Here is a 19,139-nt window from a genome sequence, read left to right as displayed (position 1 = left end):
GCGCCATCGTGGATGCTTACGATGCCATGACCAATCACCGCCCCTACCGGGAGACCTTGCGCCCGGATGAGGCCCTGGGTGAACTCAGGCGCTGTGCCGGTACTCAGTTCGACCCGGCGCTGGTGGAGAGGTTTGTGGGGGAGGTAATCGGGGGTGATCAGTGTAAAAATTACTCTAAGGGCCGTTGCCTGACGTAACTGCGTGCACTTGTACCTAAGAACGTTGTGAAGTAGACTTTTTCTATCGAACTATTTTCCATCAGTCAGCCTAATATTGACCAGGGAGCGGGCGAGAGCAGGCAAACGAACTCCAATCACGCCAGGGGAGCACGCCGTTAGTGGTACCAGTATTTTTCTCTTCTTCCCCCTCTCCCTTCATCCTCTCATTTTGGAGGTACAAGCAACATGCATAAAGTGTGGAGGGGAATCGTGTTTCTCTTCCTGTTGTGTTTTCCGCTGTCCGGATCGTCTCCGGCGCAGGAATGGAAAAGAATCGAGTGGAGATTTGACCGGGATCTGGGTATCACACAAAATCTCAGATTGACCGGGTTGACCCCTTCAACCACCCTTTTTGTCCCGGTTCTGCCGGGGATCGATTGGACGCAAAGCGCTTTGAACCTCACAGTCTGGTTTTCTGATGCTCTGCACCCGGAATCCACTCTGGCCGTCTTTATGAATGACGATCTTCTCTTTTCCCAGACTTTGCAAAACCTCCCGCTTCGCCCCGGGCAGCCCGGCAACCTTCGCATTCCCTTGGATCTTTTAATCTCTTCCCCGGGCGAACGGTGGATCAAAGTTGATATCAGGCCCACGCTGTTCATTTCCCGAAATCCCTGTGAAGACCTGGCTTCCGGCAACCTTTGGATGATGATCATGAAAAAAAGCCATTTCATGTTTAACGGGGCTATCCGAGATCTCCCGGTTTCCATCGACGAGTTTCTGCTGTTTCCCACTACGGAGCTCGAAATAATCTTACCGGGTGGAGAGTGGGACCGGGAAATCGCAACAGCTTATATTAAACTAATGAGTTTTCTGAAAAGACCCGAAAATATCCAGGCCAGGGAGATTACCACGTTGCTCTTTGACGAGATGACACCTGAAGAGAGGGAAGATCGGCTCAAGCGGCGAATTTATCTCCGATCTCCATCAATGCGGGACTACCATCTTCTGGGAAACCGACTGTACCTTACCCCGGAAGGCGTGAAGGGACTCTTGTCGCCCTATCGAGTTGCGATGACAGGACGAAGCGGAACGGTCGTTCTGGAGATGGAAGATATTTCCAAGTACCACCCGCAACTGACTTTTCGAGATCTTGGAGCCGGTGACCTTTATTTTCGTGGAATCGGGGATTTGAGTGCTCAGCTCCATTTCCCGGCTTCGGACCTGGGAGGCATACCCGAGTCTCTCTTTCTGCATCTGTTCAAAAACGTCCAAAAACCCTTGGCGGCCTTCGGAGGTAACGGTTTCCTGAAGATTTGGTTCAACAACCAGCTCGTCCTGACTGAACGTTTGTCTGACGCCCCCAGCGGTCCCCTCAGCCAGCGAATCGTGGAATTGCCCGCTCATCTGATACAACGGGAAAACACGCTGGAACTGATGTTTTCCTATTTTCCGGGGAAAGAGAATTGTATGGTGGGAGCCATTCCTCTGGAGGCGTTCTTGTCCGGTGACTCCTTCCTCGAATACCGGGGGATCACCCTTTTGCCTGATCCATTGACCATGATGGACGTTCCCACGGTGTTCTGGGGTAAGGGCCACATCGTTCTTCCAGAGCAATTCACGGTCAAGGATCTCAAAGCGGCGGCATTACTCATCTCGACATTTCGAGAATTGGACAATACCCCTATTCTGATCAAAATCCACGAAAGCGCCGAAGGAATGGACCTTTTCCTTGCACAAGAACATTGGCTGGCCAGGTTCGGACATCTCCCCTTCCTCGACCGGCCCAGCTTCAGACCTTTGTGGCAGGATCTCGCCCGCATACCCAGCCGGGTTCGTGAAGAAATTTCGGGCGCAGAAAACGGACTCGCTGAATGGCGGACCTGGCTGACTGTTTCTCTCACCGAGTACGGCAAAGGGCTTTTCCGAATACTCCGCTTTCCCTGCGATCTTCTCTTTCCGAAGATGGAGGCGATCCCCATGCCCGAGTATTTTCTGTTCATCCGCCCGGATCTCAGCCGCTTTCCAGAAGCGATCCCCGTCCTCCCGACCGATGATTCCTTGACTTTCTTTTCTCAACCCGAGAGTCAACCGAGTTTCCGTGTCACCCCTGACGAACCACTGGCGATTATGGCAGTAAAGCGCCAGGGAGATAAACCGGCCGTTTTTCTCACTACGCTGGGCCGGGAAGACCTGGCCATGGAATACTTTTTCCGACATTTTCGCGGTCCGGAGACGCTTCGCTCGCTCACCGGCAATGTCATTCTGCTGTCCCAGGAAGGATGGAGCGATCTAACCATCGATGCTGATACCAGGTGGCGGCCCGTTCCGGTTCTGTCCTGGTTCAACTGGCACCAGAAAATCCGGATTCCGATTTCTATTATCCTTCTCATGGCGCTTCTCATTTTCTGCCTGTACCTGTATTTCCGCTTAACCCCCCCCGGTAAGCGGTAGGATAAGACCCGCCATCCCCAGCCCCCGGTACTCCTCCTTCAAGCCACGGGGAGAGTTTCTGATGCTAAGGTACCTCCACGTATTCAAAGCCCAATCTCTTCATGTCTACCAACGCCCGGTACGTGTCCTGAAGCGCTGGTGGGTACCCGTACTTACTTATCGCGTACAACCAGCAACGGCTGATTTTCATGGAAATCAACTCTTTACTCTCTTTCCAGAAAAAGTCCCCTGAGGCTGAATCAGAGTTATCATATCCTCTTCCATTCCGGTTTCAGCGAGGGTAAACTGTACTTCAGATCCACTCAACCCCCGGATCCGAAAGCTCAGGTTACCAAGCGGCTCCAGGTGCCACTCAGGCTGATCGGGAACGGTCATAATCAACTTTTCGTCTTCAGTGATTTGAATGGTAACCAGGGTACCCATTACCAGGTATTCACCAGCCAACCGGGATAATACTTCTGGGTCTGGTTGCTCACGATTGGGTTGTCGAATGAAGGTTATTGGATTGACGAAGGAAAACGGATCGAGATCCACTTCCAGTCCGTTCAGGTTGCCGTGAATATCGGTCACGAACCGGAAGGCAAGCTGCATGGGTATAAAGTAATCAACCCAGCCGGTAAATACATCGAAATGCCAGTGTTCAAGAGGAATGGTGGCCCGGTGATAGGTGGCTGTCAACTGCTCGTCTTCGCGGGTAATATGGAACGTTCCATAGAGGGGATGTTGAAAAATGCCCGTGAAGTCATCGAGAGCGTGTGCAGGGGAAGTGCCGGTTTTCCTGGTCAACGGATCAAGGACGGATAAGTTATTCAGGAGTGCCTCCGCGGTCTCGTGTGCCTCTTTGGTCAAAGCATTCCAATCTACCGGATCCAGACCCAGGAGCCGGTCGGACGCCTCATTTGCCAGGATAACGGGGAGGGGAGAACCATTGAGATTGCACACAACGGCAACTCCGATGCCTTCATCGGGGAAAAGAGAAACCATGGTTGAGTACCCTGGAACCATTCCATCGTGATGCACATGGTAATGTCCCCGGTAATCCCCGACCATCCAGCCTAAACCGTAACTAAGATGGGAAACATGCGGGCTCAAGCGCCCTAATATGGGGGTTACCGGGCTTTGCATAAACTGAAGACTCGCTGAGCCGAGTAGTGGGGTAATGCCCGATTCCCCAGGTAGATCTAGGTTGCTTAGAAGCCAGCGCGCCAGATCGACAACCCCGGCGTTGACCGCGCCAGCCGGAGCCGTCGCGTTAAGCTCCAGATACTGGACCTCCCGCAGTTGATTGTTTTCCCGGTAGTAACCTCGTGCAAAATCGGGAGAGGCCAGCATTTCCTCGACACTCAGATTGCTACCGCTCATACCCAGTGATTGGAAAATTCGGCTCCGTATCCCCTCTTCCCAAGTTTGGCCGGATATCTCCTCATAAAGAATACCGGCCACGGCATAACCGTAATTGGAGTAAAAGAAGGTAGTGCGCAGACCCAGAACCGGCATCATATAGCGGAGTTTATCCAAAAGCTCATCCCGTGAGAGCTCCGGATTGAACAGGAAGGTCATATCAAAGCGGGGTAGTCCCGAGCGATGAGACAGAAGATCTCTGGCTGTTATCAGGCTGGCCGTAAACGGATCGCCCAAGGTAAATGGCATGTATTGACGTATCGGCCAGTCCAGGTCAAGAATTCCATTTTCTACCAAGGACATGAGAAGCGTGGCGGTGAAAGCCTTGGTAGACGAACCCAAACCAAATATAGTCTGTTCGGTGACCGGCAGAGCATTTTCCACATCCCGGAAACCGAATCCTTCCTGAAAAACCACTTCTCCGTTATTGACAATCACCACCGCCACACCCGGCACCTTCCATTCTTCCATAGTTTCCACCACATACTCTCCGAAACCAGCCAGGGGATCCTCAGAAGGGACGGCAGCAATTGCTGATAGAGTGTATAAAAAGAGAATGAAGACGCCGGTTATGGCTAAAACAATCCGATTTTTCTTATGCATTTCGATTTGAGCCATTTTGATCTCTCCTTTCTGAACGTGCAGGGATCTTGGACAAACGCCAAACAATCATGGGTAATCGATGGATACCGCACATACATTATAGTACACCAGAAAGGTAAAAATAAAAGTGTTGTATTTCAGTATACATGACGAAATCAACCGGTTGTCTGATGAAAAATCTTAAAAAAACAAAGATGATATAATACCAAGATCGTTATATGATTACCCATTGGAGTGAGGTTTATGTCTTTTCGATCATTTTCACTTCATGACTTACAGGTATTCCCTTTAACCACCAATCGGTGGTCGGATCTGGAAAGGCTTTTCGGGGAACGGGGGGGCCTGCGGAGGGTGTTGGTGTATGTGGTGGAAGCTGACTCGATCACAATTCGAGCAGCGAAAGGGAGAAGAAAATAAAAAAGCGCTCAGGCAGAGAGTCTTCGCCGGGGAGATTCCGGGGCTTCTGGTTTATGCGCATGGCGAAGCGGTAGGCTGGTGTGCCGTGGAACCGCGGAATGCTTTTCCAACTTTAGAGCGGTCCCGTATCCTGAAAAGAGTTGACGATAAACCGGTGTGGTCCGTGGTCTGCTTTTTTGTCGCTAGACCTTATCGCCGACAGGGGCTTTCGGAATGCCTGTTGCAATTCGCCGTAGAATATGCTGGAAGCCGCGGTGCTCAAGTCGTAGAGGGGTATCCGGTAGCCTCCCAAAAAGCCAATTACCCAGATACCTTCGCTTACACCGGAAGGGATACGGTATTTCGCAGAGTCGGCTTTGAAGAGGTGGCTCGAAGATCGCCAACTCGTCCGATCATGCGCTACACTATTGCTCACCATTGAGCGGAGGTTTCCGGTATCGCAAATTAAGTTATTTCGATTTTAAATCCGAGGACTTACCTTGTCCCAAGACCACCCTTATATGAGCATTAAAATGAGCGCGAGAGAAAGGCCCGTATTTCGCCCTACAAGGCCACATTGGTGAGCCATGAAGGATTCGAACCTTCGACACCCGGATTAAAAGTCCGGTGCTCTACCAACTGAGCTAATGGCCCACCGTATTTGAACGACTTATCGACTTATCCCGATCTTATGTGGAGCCGGCGATCCGACTTGAACGGACAACCTGCGGATTACGATTCCGCTGCTCTGCCAATTGAGCTACACCGGCCCCTTAGCGATACGGCAACGGAATTGTACCATCGACAACGGGATTTTACAACAAATCCATCTTTCTGGCAACTCTGGTTGTGACGATATTAAAATTGCCGCTTTAAAAAACCCCGATAAAAAAATGGCGCCCCCAAGCGGATTTGAACCGCTGTCGCCGCCTTGAAAGGGCGGTGTCCTTACCAAGCTAGACGATGGGGGCCCATTACTCTATTCTTTTAAAAAACAAAGCCTATTGTATAGAAAAACATAGAATTCGGCAAGTCTTGACAAAAAATAATTTCTGACCGGGGTTTGAACGATTGGACAGTTTTTCTCGTTTCATTACTCCCTGATGATTGCGCTGGTAGGACAGGAGTCCAGTGCTTCATCGACGCAATCGAGGCTTTCATCAGCTCCTGTTTTGGCAACTGCCTTGCCTTCACCGTTCATATCGAACATATCCGGGCAAATTTGCACGCAAAGTTCACAACCAATACAGAGTTCTTCATCAATTTTAACCGCCATGATATCTCCTCCTTCTTATTTTTTCATTTTGGAAAAACAGACAGAATTATAGCATAATTCATGGATTTTAAAAGCCGAGATAAAGGGATCTGGCCCTTTTTTTACCGGAATCAGTTTTGAAAAAATGTTCGATAAAGTCATTAAGTTCCCGGGGCGTGAGATTTTCTTCGCGAAGGTTAACCAGCATGTCCGCCTCAATAAGTATTTGGAAGTCCAGATCGTCCACGTTGTCGAAATTATGATGATTGCCTACCAAGTAAATAACCCGTTCGCTAATCGACGGATCCTCCCTCCCCTCTTCCAGAATTTTCCTGGCTATGGGTGGTCCTTCGATATGCTGGTATTTTCCCTCCCGCGAACCGTGTTTACGGAAGGCTTCACAGATTCCGATATCATGCAGGAGTGCGGAGAGAAAAACGATTTTTTTCGTCACGTCGTCACAGTTCAATTCCGTACAAAGCGCTAGTGCATGCTCGATGACTTCCCGAGTATGTTCAATCATTGACGGATCTTCGACAAAGACAGAATGTACCGCTTTCCAGTAATATTCATTATCTTCCATTTAATAACCTCTTCCTTGATCCTATCCAGTCGGTTCTTCCGGGTATTCGTTCATCAACTCCCGAATCTCGCGTTCGTTAAATCCGAAATAGTGACCGATTTCGTGGAGAACAACCTTCCGTACATTGTTACGCCATTCATCAAATGTCCGGGAAATCCGGGCGATGTTTTTTTGGTAAAGGATAATTCGATCGGGAAGAACAAAGGTGTATCCACGACCCCTCTTATTCAGTGGTATCCCATGGTAAAGACCGAGAAGTTGACTGGAGCCGGCCGATCTGATCGTATCGAAGGAGGGCCTCTCTTCAATCAAAAATTCGACATTCACCAGGTTGTCCCTGATTTTATCGGGAAGGGCGTCTACGATATCGTTGATCAGCTTTGAAAGCACCGCTTTATTCAATAGTAACTTTTCTTGTTCCATCCTTGTGGGTAGACCGGTCGTGTTCGATATGGAAAACCGCACGCCTGTCGGGCAACCGGACCGGTTCTCGTCAATAACGACGAGAACCGGTCGGCGGTCATATCCAACCGCGTAGTTCCATGGCCTCCACAACCCTTTTTACAGCTACGATATACGCAGCCTGCCGCATATTCACACCGAATTCCCGGGAGGCATTGTACACGACATGGTAAGCGTCCGCCATTTTTCTGCCGAGTTTCTGGTTTATTTCCGCTTCTTCCCAATAGTACATATAAAAGTTCTGAACCATTTCAAAATATGAGACAGTGACCCCGCCTGCATTGCAGAGAAAGTCGGGGATGACGTGAATCCCTCTTTCATAGAGCACTCTGTCCGCCTCCGGGGTAGTCGGTCCATTGGCCAATTCAGCGATAATCTTGGCCTGGATCTTATCTGCATTGTTTTCGTGGATCACTTTTTCCAGGGCAGATGGAATCAAAACATCAACATTCAGTTCCAGGATTTCTTCATTAGTTATTTCCCGTGTTCCAGGGAAGCCTATGACTGAACCGTTTTTATGTTTATGCTCCAGGACGGCTTCCGGGACCAACCCTAATTCGCTGTATATTCCTCCAGAACTGTCACTTAATGCGACAATGCGGGAACCAAATAGTTCCTTACACAACTTAGTGGCATAATATCCGGCATTCCCGAATCCCTGAACGGCGATCGTGGCTTTAGCAAGGTCGATTCCACACACTCCCGCCGCTTCCTCAAGGGCATACATGCCGCCTCTTGCGGTTGCTTCAATCCGGCCCTTCGTGCCTCCGATGGCCAGTGGCTTTCCAGTTATGACTCCAAACTGGTTCGCCCCAAAAAAACGGGAATACTCATCCATCATCCAGGCCATCACCTGAGGATTGGTGTAAACATCAGGTGCGGGGATGTCTTTATCCGGTCCGATCATCGGCCACATAGCCTGAATATAACCCCGGCTCAAGCGTTCCAATTCACCCTTGGAAAGTTTTTTAGGATCACAAATGATCCCTCCCTTGGCTCCTCCCAGGGGTATATCGACAACAGCACACTTCCAAGTCATCCAAGCCGCCAGAGCCCGCACCGTGTCGATTGTTTCTTCAGGGTGAAAGCGGATTCCTCCTTTAGTTGGACCCCGCACATCGTTGTATTGCACCCGAAAGCCCTGGAACACCTTCAGAGTTCCATCATCCATCCGTACCGGTATAGAAACATGGATCTCTCTCTTAGGATACCGGAGCAACATATGCACCCCGGCGTCCATTCGTATAATTCGGGCACAATCATCAAGCTGTTGTTGTGCCATTTGAAAGGGATTTTGCTCGACCACCCAACGACCTCCTCTATGAATAGTAATAATAAAGATCCCGACACTGGGACGAGCCTGTCCTCTCCCTTGAGATACATCATAAGGTCTCTTCACTGAGCCTTGAGCAATCCCGTCAAGACACCATCGTTGTGTCCCAACGGATCGAAAAAACCGCCATCTTGTTGACGTTAGGTTTCGCTAACCACCTCCACTATTACGCCATTTCGGCCGATCTCCCAACGAAAGGGCGGGAAATATTCTGAGAAGATATAATATCTTATTTTGTCTTTGAGTATAACATCTGTCTTTCTCGTCGTAAAATCCGGTTTTCCAAGGCATAAAACATGATTCTACTGCAATAAGTAATTTTGCTGCAAAAGAACGAAGGAAGCCTGGGCCTGAGCTGCCTGAATCAGCCGCCGAAATCACCGCATTTCCGCAGCAAAAAGGCCAAGGACGGCCTTTTCAGCATCACTGCAACCGGACGTGGTCATTGATGCGTGCGAGAAAATGCCAGATGAGGCGGGGCTGAGGGCAACGGGGCTTTGCTGAAATGAGTTTTTGCAGCAAAATCAAATATATCAAATAGAGGGGACAACCGTGGAATCATTCAGGTCCTCTCACCGAAGGTAATGCCTTCTGGGTACACGGCAAGGAGCAAAAGTACCCCAGCTCACGAGACACTCACCCGCAGATATTCGGCAAGTTTCCGCAACAACATAACCTGTACATGCCTTCTTTCCTCCCCAGATACTTCCAGGCGGCTTAGAGATGAGTACATTTTCCGGCCATATTGAAAGAACAGGTTTTGAGCATACCCAAAATCCGGCTCGATCGGAAGTTTTTCAAAAATTCCGACCAGACGAGCAAGTTTTTCAAGGACTATCGTTTCCTCAGGATTTTTCACCCATTGATCGATCAATCGGTTTATCGTATTCTCGGCGACATAACCTATGGTAACCCGGTCAATATCCATGCTCCATTGTTTCATTTCTTCCACCAGGCGGGACAACCACTCAAAATCCAGAACATCGGGGGCCAGCGCACTGATCATATCACGGTTTAAAATGTATTCCCCGGCCGTTCTGACTGCCTTGGGCAGAGGGATTTGCAACTCTCTCATTATCTGCATGATGGGATAATTTTGCTCATATATTTGCCGGTAAGTTGATTCGACGCTCCCCAGCGTCGTACTCATGACTTGTTCCAATATCTGTCGCTGCTCGTCCCGAAAAAGATGCCGGAAGGTGTAATGATGGGTACCGAAATGGCCGTCCATGAGACGGACGATTTCCGGAATACCGAGCCGGTTGAATGCGGCTTTCAATTGATCGGCAAACTCTTTTGAACATCCATCAGGCAGGTATTTTCGCACTCCCCCCATCAGGTTATAGTCTCCAAAGTAGACCATGGCAAAGCACGCTGTCAATTCTTCCCAAGTAAAGGTAGATCTGATATGGATCTTGCCGAACAGAAGCTGTTCTTTTCCGGATTCCACCATCGTCAATACCTCTTTCCGGTATTGATAACAGTATAGTTTTTCTTCTCCCCTTTCCCCGTTGGGAGGCTGAAAAAGGGAGGAAACAGCAACATGGACCCCCACTCTGAGGAGGTCAATTACCGAAGGCTTGACGAAGGAATTCCAAACCGCTTGTCCGTCCAGATATTCCGGCTGATTACCCGGAGCTTGTGCGAGTTCTCTCTTGAGCGGTTCCTCCAGATCAAGCTCACCGAATTCCTGGGCTAACTGGATGGCCCGGGCGGCAAAAAGAAGAATTTGCTTGCTTTCGATACCGGCTATGTCATCGAAAAACCACCCACAGCTGGTAAACATTAAAAGAGAGTGGCGCTGCATTTCCAGAAGCTTCAGGGACAATACTGCGGTTTCCATATTATAATGACCATTCAGATGTTTCCTTAGGAAAGCCTCTATCCTGTCCTGTTCCCGATCCAGAATGATATCGATATACTCATTCCGCATATGCCAAGGATCGATAACCAAGGGGGCTAACCGTTGTTCATACAAATTGGCTAGTTTTATATGGAGAGCTTCTAAAGCGTTGCGCAACGGCTTCCTCCAGAGCTGTTTCCACCGCGGGTGTAAACCCGAATGGCAGCCGCAATGATCCCGCCAGCGCTCGATGCCGTGTACGCAACTCCAGGACGTGTTTTCGTAAATTTCCACTTCATATTGTGGAATGACATGATCGAGATATTCACCATAGATGGTCAACTCGACCTTTTTGTTCGATTCAATACGATCAAGACAGTAAGCCAAAGCCATATCTCCAAACCGGTGATGGTGGCCGTAGCTTTCACCGTCGGTAGCGATATGGACCAGTTGGGGTGTATCTGCCTCGGGCGAGAAAACGGCGGTCAGCCTGTCAGCAAACGCCCCGCCGTCATTAAGGATATTTCCAAAACTGACTTCATGGGCAATCGGTCCATCATAAAAAAACAGAACAATATTTTTACCGGAAGACAACCGGCAAAGATAGGGTCGTTTGGGATTGATGCGACCATCACCGACGTGGATCCACTGTTGTTCACCCAGGCGTCGAATACGGTAAGCCTGATGGGGAGCAAGAATGGTAAAACGAATATCATGCTGTTTCAATACTTCGAGAACTGCCAGGTTCACTGCCGTTTCCGGGAGCCACATGCCTTCCGGAGGGCGCTTAAAGCGGGAAATAAAATCACGGATTCCCCAGATCACTTGGGTTTCCTGGTCTCGTCGATTGGCGAGGGGCATAATGATATGATTATAGACTTGCGCCAGTGCGGATCCATGACCGGAAAACCGAAGCATGCTTTCCCGGTCCGCCCTGAGGATCGCTTCATAAACGTCGGGTCGATTTTTTTCCAGCCAGGACAATAGGGTAGGCCCGAAATTAAAGCTGATTCGGGAATAATTATTGACGATGTTTTGTATCTTGCCCTCCGGACCCAGGATCCGGGAAGCGGCATTGGGAGCATAGCATTCGGTGGTTATCCGGTCATTCCAATCGTGGTAGGGGTGGGCGGCATCCTGTGTCTCGATGGCCTCAAGCCAGGGATTCTCACGGGGTGGTTGATAAAAATGACCGTGAATGCAGACAAACCTCTTCATCTCCATACCTCCATTTCATACACCGCACAACTCCGGGTTGGAACGATCAATTCCATACCCCTTTCGATAGTTTCCGGAAGCGTGGTGCCGCTTCCTAAAAACACCTTCCGGTCAGAAAAAAAGCCGGAGCGGACAGCATTATAACGAGACATTACGAAGTGCACTGTAGTGACTTTCCCTGAGGAGCCCATACGACAAACTCACACCGGCTTCTACCCTGGTACAAGGCCCCAACCCGCACCGGCCTCGCTTCATTTTAAAGTTTATCGATACCGTGTCGCTTGAGCCATTCCTGAAAGCTCTGATCATCTTCCCAAATTTCCTTGTCATAATTTTCTTCAAGCCTTTTTATCTGTTCAAGCAAATCAGGCATTTTCGCCACCAGTTTGTCAATATTTTTTTGAAACTCATCCCCCAGAATTACCAGTTCTTCCAGGCTGATATCGAGATCGAGCAAACGGACAATTCGCTTGAGCACCGTGGCAATCCCCCGCGGATTGGTAGCCTGCACATACGTAGGTATGTCTACGACAAAATTGATCATCTCCAACCCCCGTTTTGCAGCCTCGACATTCAAAAGATTGACAAAACTGGAAGGGCCCTCGTAATCCGAAAAACGTACGTCAAGATCATTCAGACGATATTTGAATGTTTCGTCGGAAAGAGAACAGAAAACTCGGGGGTCCCGGGTATGGGGAGTCAAGCCCCCGACACTCCCGACAAAATAAATTCGCCGAACATTGCATATCTCCACGACTTCGAACATAGCCTGAGCGAATGATTTCCAACGAAGATTTGGTTCCTTTCCTGAAAAAAGAACAAGATTATTCGCTTCTGAACAATAAAAGATGTTTTCCGGCATCAAGAATTCCTTGATCAGACCTTCCTCGATTCTCACATACGGTCGATACTGAGCCACCTGTTCCATGGTGCCGGACAAATTGGAAACACAGTACACTTCCGGATCGATATGGGCAAATTTTTCTGTCTGGAGTTTTCGCACTAAGTATTTTATCATTCCCGTTGAAACATCTCCTCCGTCCATCCAACCGGAAAAACCAATGACCATGCCGGCCTCATTCAGGTTTGGACGATGAAGATACTGAACTCCTTCCACAGTTCATGCCCCCCTTATTAATCGACGTTTAGTATGTAAGCCGTCCCGGAACACTTCTTCCCGGACGAGAAGCTCACTCTATTGTACCATTCTCCTTGACGATGCAGTGACAAGCGTTTTCACTCTCCCGGATCATCGGCAGTTATTCCAGAACACCGAAATCGAGAGACCAATGTTTTACCGGGGTCAGGAGGCACCAGGCAATAAAAGCCGACCTGATCACGTTGGGAAAAGGCCGGTTTTGGTTGCAACGCTCTGATCAGCCACTGATGCTGCCGATGTTTTATTTCGTCTGATGCCTCAGTTATTTGCATTAGTTATTCTTAATTTCGTCTTTTCCCGAAACGATTTGATTTTCGCAAGCGTTATGACGGGAGGGAATTTCTGGATATTAACAGTCGTGGTCTCCCGTTTCAACGGTTAATATGAAAGAACAACAATTTTGGTCAGAGGTCTGACGTTCGGTGCTTTAAAAGAATAAAGGTTATAGCCACCGTTTCAGGAAGGCCAGTACCTCGCTTCTCATGGCTGCGGTTTCGAAATGTCCGGTATGGGACTGAATCAACCGCCAGGCTTCGGGGGCGCCCTCCCTGCGATAAATCTCCTGCAGGTCCTGATTGATCCGGTCAAGACCGGCAACGGGGGTAAGTGGATCGTACAACCCAGCCAGGCTGAGATGAGGCCGGGGGGCGATCAAAGCGTTTATCCGAGTGGTCGTAAAATGTTTCAGTAAACGGGGAACATAGTAATATATTCCATGGCCGTCGAGACCCCGGGTTGCGATCAACGCTTGAAAATCGGTAAGACAACACAGATCCACGCACGCTTTGATGCGATCATCGAGGGCGGAGATCCACCAACCCATGGTGCTTCCCATGGATATTCCCAGAGTTCCCACCCGTTCACCATCCACCTCCGGACGAGAGACAAGATAGTCTAACGCCCGAAGGCTGTCATAGACCATCATCCCCCACATCACTTTTCCTTCCCAGAGCATCGTTTTGAAAATTTCCATTTCGGTGCGGCCCTGCCGTTCACCGAAACCCCAATGGTCGATGCATAAAACGGCGTAACCCTGACTGCAAAGAACTTCCCCATAAGGCGGATTCTGCAAAAAGGTCCTTCCTTGGATAATCTCTTCTTTTCCGATATGATATTCAAAGCCATGGGCATGGTTATACAGGATGGCCGGTAGTTTCGACTGTTTTACGGTGGGAGTCATAAAATAAGCCGGAACCGGTTCAATCCCGTTGAGCTCAAGAAGCAATCTTTCGATCCGGAATTTCGGGCGATCATCGACGGCAACGTAGTCACAGGAAACCGGACGGTCGTGGGGAGGCAGATCTCCCAGCAAGCCCAGTAATTCCTGGCGAGAATTTTCTTTTTCCTGGCTCGACAAGCAAACCACCCTCTTTCAATATCGTTCTATGCCGGTCTTCAATACTTCTCCACTTCAGCAGGCAGCAGCTTTGGGATTCCAGATCCGGCTTATTTAGTTTTGTCCCAACAGGAGTAAACCATGTCTTGTAAACTGAATCCGATATTCATTTTCACGCTCGAAACCGGCGGCCACCGACAGGTTGGCTCCCCTAACATTTTTTAGCTTGATTCGGATCAATAAGATATTTTTAGACGGCAAATCAATGTTTTAGACATTTTAGACCCTGACGCCCAAGATTTCCCGGTTCTTTTAAACGAGCTACCTTTGCAGCTTTACGAAGAATAGTTTAAACGTTTGGATGACCACCAGCGGAATGAAAGAAAGCACAAGTACCATCGTATGCTGATGGGCAGCCGAGGGGCCACTTCAAAGATTTGCATGGCAGGAGGAAAGGTCAGTACCACCCGTAACAGAAGATAACCGAGAAGTATGGCAACCCAGAGGATGCGGTTCGTAAAAACCCCTATTTTAAAAATGGATGTCTTGGAACGGGAATTAAAGCCGTGTATCAGCCGAGACAGAGACAAGGTGGCAAAAGCCATTGTGCTGGCAATATGAGGGTTGCCACCGGCGAGTCCAAGGTGGAATGCGGTCATGGTACTCAAGGCAATCAACAGTCCTTCGCTGATAATTTCCGTTGCAAATTTTTTATTGAGAATAGGAACCTTGATATTGCGCGGCTTTTCCTGCATTAGAAGCGGGTTATGAGGTTCGAGCCCGATGGCAATAGCCGGCAAGCTGTCGGTAATCAGATTGATAAAAAGGAGGTGGATGGGGGTAAACGGTACAGGCAGGCCCAGGAGTGAAGCATAAAGTACGGACAAAATACCGGCGGTGTTCCCTCCCAGCAGAAATTTAATGGCGTTTTTGATGTTGGCGAAGATACTGCGTCCAGTTGAAATGACGTCCACAATAGTAGAGAAATTATCATCGGCCAGAACCATGACCGCGGCTTCTTTTGCTACCTCTGTCCCGGTTATGCCCATGGCAATGCCGATATCCGCTTGTTTCAGTGCCGGGGCATCGTTTACCCCGTCACCGGTCATGGCTATCACATCGCCCCTTTGTTGCCAGGCTCCGACTATCCGGATTTTATGTTCCGGGGATACCCGGGCGAAAACAGAAATATCAGTTACTCGTTTCTGAAGCTCTTCATTGGTTAACTTTTCCAGTTCAGAACCTTCCATCGCACCAAATTCGCCAGTGAGGATACCAATTTGTCGTGCAATTGTGGAAGCGGTGGTTTTGTGATCACCCGTGATCATAACCGGTCGAATCCCGGCTTGGATACAGCTGGCCACCGCCCCGGCAGTTTCAGGCCTTGGCGGATCCATCATGGCTATCAGTCCGATAAAAGTCAAATCCGTTTCATCTTCAAAACGGATGGTTTCTTCCGACACCTCTTTAAAAGCGAAAGCCAAAACGCGCAGGCCGTTTTCAGCAAATTCACTGTTGTTCCGCTTGATTTCATCCACATGATCTTGGGTAAGCAATTTCACGCCATCAGACGTATCAATCCTTTTAATTCTGGACAGCATCGTATCCACTGCCCCCTTGGTAATCAGAAATGTTTTATCCTTGACCCGATTCACGGTACTCATGAGTTTTCGGTTGGAATCAAAGGGAATTTCCCCGACATGTGGATACTCTTTCCGTATAGCCAGTTCATCAAGGCCATACATCTCACCCAAATTAACGAGGGCCACTTCTGTTGGGTCACCCATTTCCTTTTGTTCAAAAGTAACCGCATCGTTACAAAGCAAGGCTATAAGCACCAGCTTCTTTTCCAACTCTTTATCCGGGTTTAACTTTGTGGACTCCAGTACAGTCTCGTCAACATAAGCTTTCCTGACGGTCATTTTATTCTGTGTCAACGTGCCCGTTTTATCGGAACAGATAACCGTGATACAGCCAAGGCTTTCGATGGCATACAGTTTTCTGACGATGGCATTCTTCTTGGCCATCCTTTGTGTTCCCAAGGCCAAAACAATGGTCACGATGGAACTGAGTGCTTCCGGTATTGCCGCTACCGCCAGGGAAACCGCAAATAAAAACGAGGTGATCAGTTCTCTGCCGTGAAAGAGATTAAGTCCAAATACCAGAGCAGAAATGGCTAAGACAACTATAGCCAGCTTTCGGCCAAACTCTTCGAGGCTTACCTGCAGAGGAGTTTTATTCTCCTGGGCCGTCTCCAGCAGATGCGCTACTTTTCCGATTTCCGTATTCATACCAATCTGGGTTACAACTACAACCGCTCGTCCATATGTGACATAGCTTCCCGAAAAAACCATATTCTTTCTATCGCCGATGGCCACATCAGCCTGTTGGATGGGCTCGGTAACCTTCGAAACACTGATCGATTCCCCCGTTAGTGAACTTTCATTAACCTGCAGACTATGGGATTCCAGGATACGGCTATCCGCACTGACATAGTCCCCGGCATCCAGATACAGGATATCGCCGGGAACAAGCTCACGAGAGGCTATTTCAAATCTTTTGTCGTCCCGCAGTACTTCCGCGACAGGTTCTGAGAGCTTCTTCAGACCTTGCAGTGCGTGTTCCGCTTTTACATGTTGCAAAGTGCCCAGCGTGGCGTTCAGCAACACAACAATGATTATCACAACAGCACTATCGAATTTACCTAAAAAAGCGGAAATAACAGCTGCAGCCAAAAGGATCAGCACCAACAAATCTTTAAACTGATTCAAGAATGTCTGCAAAACGCTCTCTTTTACAGTTTCCAACAATTCATTCATTCCGTATTTTTCTCGCCTCTGAACAACCTCTCGGTTACTGAGCCCCTGATCGCTGACGGCCAAAACCTTCATCGTATCTTCGGTTGTCAGACAGTGGAAATCCCACATCCTGTCACGCTCCTATTCTGTCTCTATCCCAGACCAATCTCCAAAGAAACCTCCCGCATGCCCATTATGACCTCTTCGGTCAATTCAGCCGGCTCAATTCCAAGCATCGCGGTTCCTTTCTGGATCACGTCACGGTTCACCCCTGAAGCAAATCCTTTTTGTTTCCATTTTTTTAGTACAGACTTCGCCTCAAGATCCAAGACGCTTTTTGAAGGACGCACCAAGGCGCAGGCGGCGACCAAGCCGGTCAGCTCATCAATGGCATAGAGAGTTTTCTCCAGCAGAGTCTCCGGCTTTATTTCCGAGCACAGACCCCATCCATGAGAGACAGCGGCCCGGATGTATTCCGCCGGCCAATTCCGCTCTTCCAAAATCTCCTGGGTTTTTTGACAGTGGCGGTTCGGATAATTTTCGTAATCGAGGTCATGTATAAGGCCGACAACCCCCCACTTTTCCTCGTCTTCTCCGTGTTTTCTGGCTATATATCTCATTACCGCCTCGACGGCAAGAGCGTGGTTGATGAGAGATCGATCAGTGGTGAATTCCTTCAAAAGGGATAGGGCATCCTCACGTTCAGGTTTTCGTGTATTCACCAATTGCCTCCTCTCCTCTCCTCTGTAAATAGATGGTAGAAGCGTATAAGAAGACAAGAGTGAAAAGCCTTACGCCTTCCACTCCCTCCTCGATTTTCATGCTTGCTGCCGCCAGGTAGTGACCGATTGACTCCCTTGTGAAGTCGAACGATCAACCGATTTCCTTCATAACCGAAGTAATACGTTCGGCTACTACCTCGATTTCCTGATCGCTCGAGGTGACATTGATTCCGAAACCGGATCCTAATCCCTTATCCACTACTCCAACACTCACGTTGATGGAACGGTTCAAAATATCATCGGTTTGGGGTAGCATGTGGGCATGGTATTCGACGGATTTGCCATATTGCGGACAAGCATAGGGACAGGAAAATTGGGTAACGGTTTGTTTATTCAGAATTTGTTCCATATTGTTGTAGACATGCCACCCGGAGTGGGCAATCGTCTTGGTCCCCACTCTATCCCCAAAGGCATCGGCGGTCTTACGGTCCGGGAAAATAAGGGTGAGAAGGGTTGCGCATTCCCCTTCCTCGTCATTGATGGTCCGAAAACCTATGCCGGAAATTCCGGTAAGCGCGTCCTTGAGTTTTTTCTTTTTGTACCGAAGAATGGCGAGAATATGATCCAATTTCCGAAGCTGGGCCAGGGCAACCGCTCCGGTCAGCTCATTCATGCGGAAGTCAAGACCGACAATGCTTCGTTGGCCGATTTCCACACCGGTGCGCAGCGGCTTGTGCCCCTGATCGTGAAATCCGAACGCCCTTTCATACCAACCAAAATCATCGGTTACCACCATTCCCCCGTCTCCGGCGGTGATCGTCTTGTATACGTTCAAAGAAAAAGCACCGATATCGCCAATGCTTCCCACTCTGTTGCCTCGATAGGAGGCTCCGGCAGCCTGTGCGCAATCTTCGATCACCAGGATATTTCGGGCCCGGGCTATCTCCATGATCTCATCCATTCGACAGGGATTTCCCAGCATGTGCACGACCATGATCGCCCGGGTTTTGTCGGTGATTTTCCGCTCGACATCGGCCGGATCGAGAGTCAACGATTCATCGATTTCAGCAAGGGTAGGAATAGCCCGGGCCATGATGATGCTGGAGAGGGAGGCAATAAAGGTGTAGCCGGGTACGATCACCTCGTCTCCGGGACCGATCCCCAAAGCGGCAAGACCGGTCAACAGGGCACTGGTTCCACTGTTGACCGCAACGGCGTAGCGCACTCCGATAAGCTTGGCGAATTCTTGTTCCAGGGTGACGACTTTCTTTTTGAAGCGCGGATCGTCGGTCGCTCCGTAGCGGAACAGGTAGCCGGATTCGATGACTTCCATTAATTCCTTCTTTTCTTCTTCCCCGATCAGGTATGATCCTGGACCACCAAAACTTGCTCTGTTATCCATGATTTGGCCTCCTTCG

14 protein-coding genes and 3 tRNA genes are annotated in these 19,139 nt (G+C 49.2%); 3 read left to right on the top strand and 14 right to left on the bottom strand.

What is annotated here, in order from left to right; translation table 11 throughout:
* Positions 1-197: HD domain-containing phosphohydrolase (locus VLH40_00985; GenBank protein HSV30582.1), on the top strand; the 197-nt coding region annotated here is incomplete at its 5' end.
* Between the two features lie 207 nt (positions 198-404).
* Entirely contained in the window at positions 405-2,612 is a 2,208-nt protein-coding gene (locus tag VLH40_00980) for a cellulose biosynthesis cyclic di-GMP-binding regulatory protein BcsB (GenBank protein ID HSV30581.1), read from the top strand.
* Between the two features lie 195 nt (positions 2,613-2,807).
* On the opposite strand, the gene VLH40_00975 is transcribed toward VLH40_00980, so the two are convergent.
* Positions 2,808-4,631 (bottom strand): serine hydrolase, encoded by a 1,824-nt coding sequence (locus VLH40_00975; protein HSV30580.1) that lies wholly within the window; start codon positions 4,629-4,631, stop codon positions 2,808-2,810.
* Between the two features lie 346 nt (positions 4,632-4,977).
* On the opposite strand from VLH40_00975, the gene VLH40_00970 reads away from it, so the two are divergent.
* A complete protein-coding gene (locus VLH40_00970; protein ID HSV30579.1) occupies positions 4,978-5,454 on the top strand; it encodes a GNAT family N-acetyltransferase in 477 nt (158 codons plus the stop codon).
* A 136-nt stretch (positions 5,455-5,590) separates the two neighbouring features.
* Here the strand turns inward: VLH40_00970 and VLH40_00965 are convergent.
* From VLH40_00965 to VLH40_00905, 13 genes are all read right to left on the bottom strand, one after another.
* Positions 5,591-5,666 (bottom strand) — tRNA-Lys (locus VLH40_00965).
* Positions 5,667-5,706: 40 nt separating this feature from the next.
* Positions 5,707-5,782 (bottom strand) — tRNA-Thr (locus tag VLH40_00960).
* 124 nt (positions 5,783-5,906) lie between these two features.
* A tRNA-Glu gene (locus tag VLH40_00955) sits at positions 5,907-5,983 on the bottom strand.
* Between the two features lie 122 nt (positions 5,984-6,105).
* Complete coding sequence (locus VLH40_00950; GenBank protein ID HSV30578.1) at positions 6,106-6,288, bottom strand: ferredoxin; 183 nt, start codon at positions 6,286-6,288, stop codon at positions 6,106-6,108.
* 67 nt (positions 6,289-6,355) lie between these two features.
* The gene (locus tag VLH40_00945) at positions 6,356-6,850 is read right to left on the bottom strand and encodes an HD domain-containing protein (protein HSV30577.1); all 495 of its coding nucleotides are present in this window, start codon (positions 6,848-6,850) and stop codon (positions 6,356-6,358) included.
* Positions 6,851-6,871: 21 nt separating this feature from the next.
* Entirely contained in the window at positions 6,872-7,273 is a 402-nt protein-coding gene (locus VLH40_00940; GenBank protein HSV30576.1) for a metallopeptidase family protein, read from the bottom strand.
* A gap of 97 nt (positions 7,274-7,370) precedes the next feature.
* On the bottom strand, positions 7,371-8,618 hold the full coding sequence (locus VLH40_00935) for a Glu/Leu/Phe/Val dehydrogenase (GenBank protein ID HSV30575.1): 1,248 nt from the start codon (positions 8,616-8,618) through the stop codon (positions 7,371-7,373).
* 652 nt (positions 8,619-9,270) lie between these two features.
* Positions 9,271-11,706: a DUF3536 domain-containing protein gene (locus VLH40_00930; protein ID HSV30574.1), complete on the bottom strand. Its 2,436-nt coding sequence runs from the start codon at positions 11,704-11,706 to the stop codon at positions 9,271-9,273.
* Between the two features lie 256 nt (positions 11,707-11,962).
* Positions 11,963-12,823, bottom strand: a complete 861-nt coding sequence (locus VLH40_00925; protein ID HSV30573.1) for a PAC2 family protein — start codon at positions 12,821-12,823, stop codon at positions 11,963-11,965.
* A 484-nt stretch (positions 12,824-13,307) separates the two neighbouring features.
* Positions 13,308-14,222 (bottom strand): acetylxylan esterase, encoded by a 915-nt coding sequence (locus tag VLH40_00920; protein ID HSV30572.1) that lies wholly within the window; start codon positions 14,220-14,222, stop codon positions 13,308-13,310.
* A gap of 314 nt (positions 14,223-14,536) precedes the next feature.
* On the bottom strand, positions 14,537-17,128 hold the full coding sequence (locus VLH40_00915) for a cation-translocating P-type ATPase (protein ID HSV30571.1): 2,592 nt from the start codon (positions 17,126-17,128) through the stop codon (positions 14,537-14,539).
* A gap of 23 nt (positions 17,129-17,151) precedes the next feature.
* On the bottom strand, positions 17,152-17,721 hold the full coding sequence (locus tag VLH40_00910; protein HSV30570.1) for an HDIG domain-containing protein: 570 nt from the start codon (positions 17,719-17,721) through the stop codon (positions 17,152-17,154).
* A 151-nt stretch (positions 17,722-17,872) separates the two neighbouring features.
* Entirely contained in the window at positions 17,873-19,123 is a 1,251-nt protein-coding gene (locus VLH40_00905; GenBank protein ID HSV30569.1) for a DegT/DnrJ/EryC1/StrS family aminotransferase, read from the bottom strand.
* Positions 19,124-19,139: the final 16 nt, after the last annotated feature.

The sequence above is a fragment of the Atribacteraceae bacterium genome (assembly GCA_035477455.1).
Taxonomy (GTDB): domain Bacteria; phylum Atribacterota; class Atribacteria; order Atribacterales; family Atribacteraceae; genus DATIKP01.
Note: the sequence above shows the minus strand (reverse complement) of the source record. Positions and strands in the feature narration are given on the sequence as shown.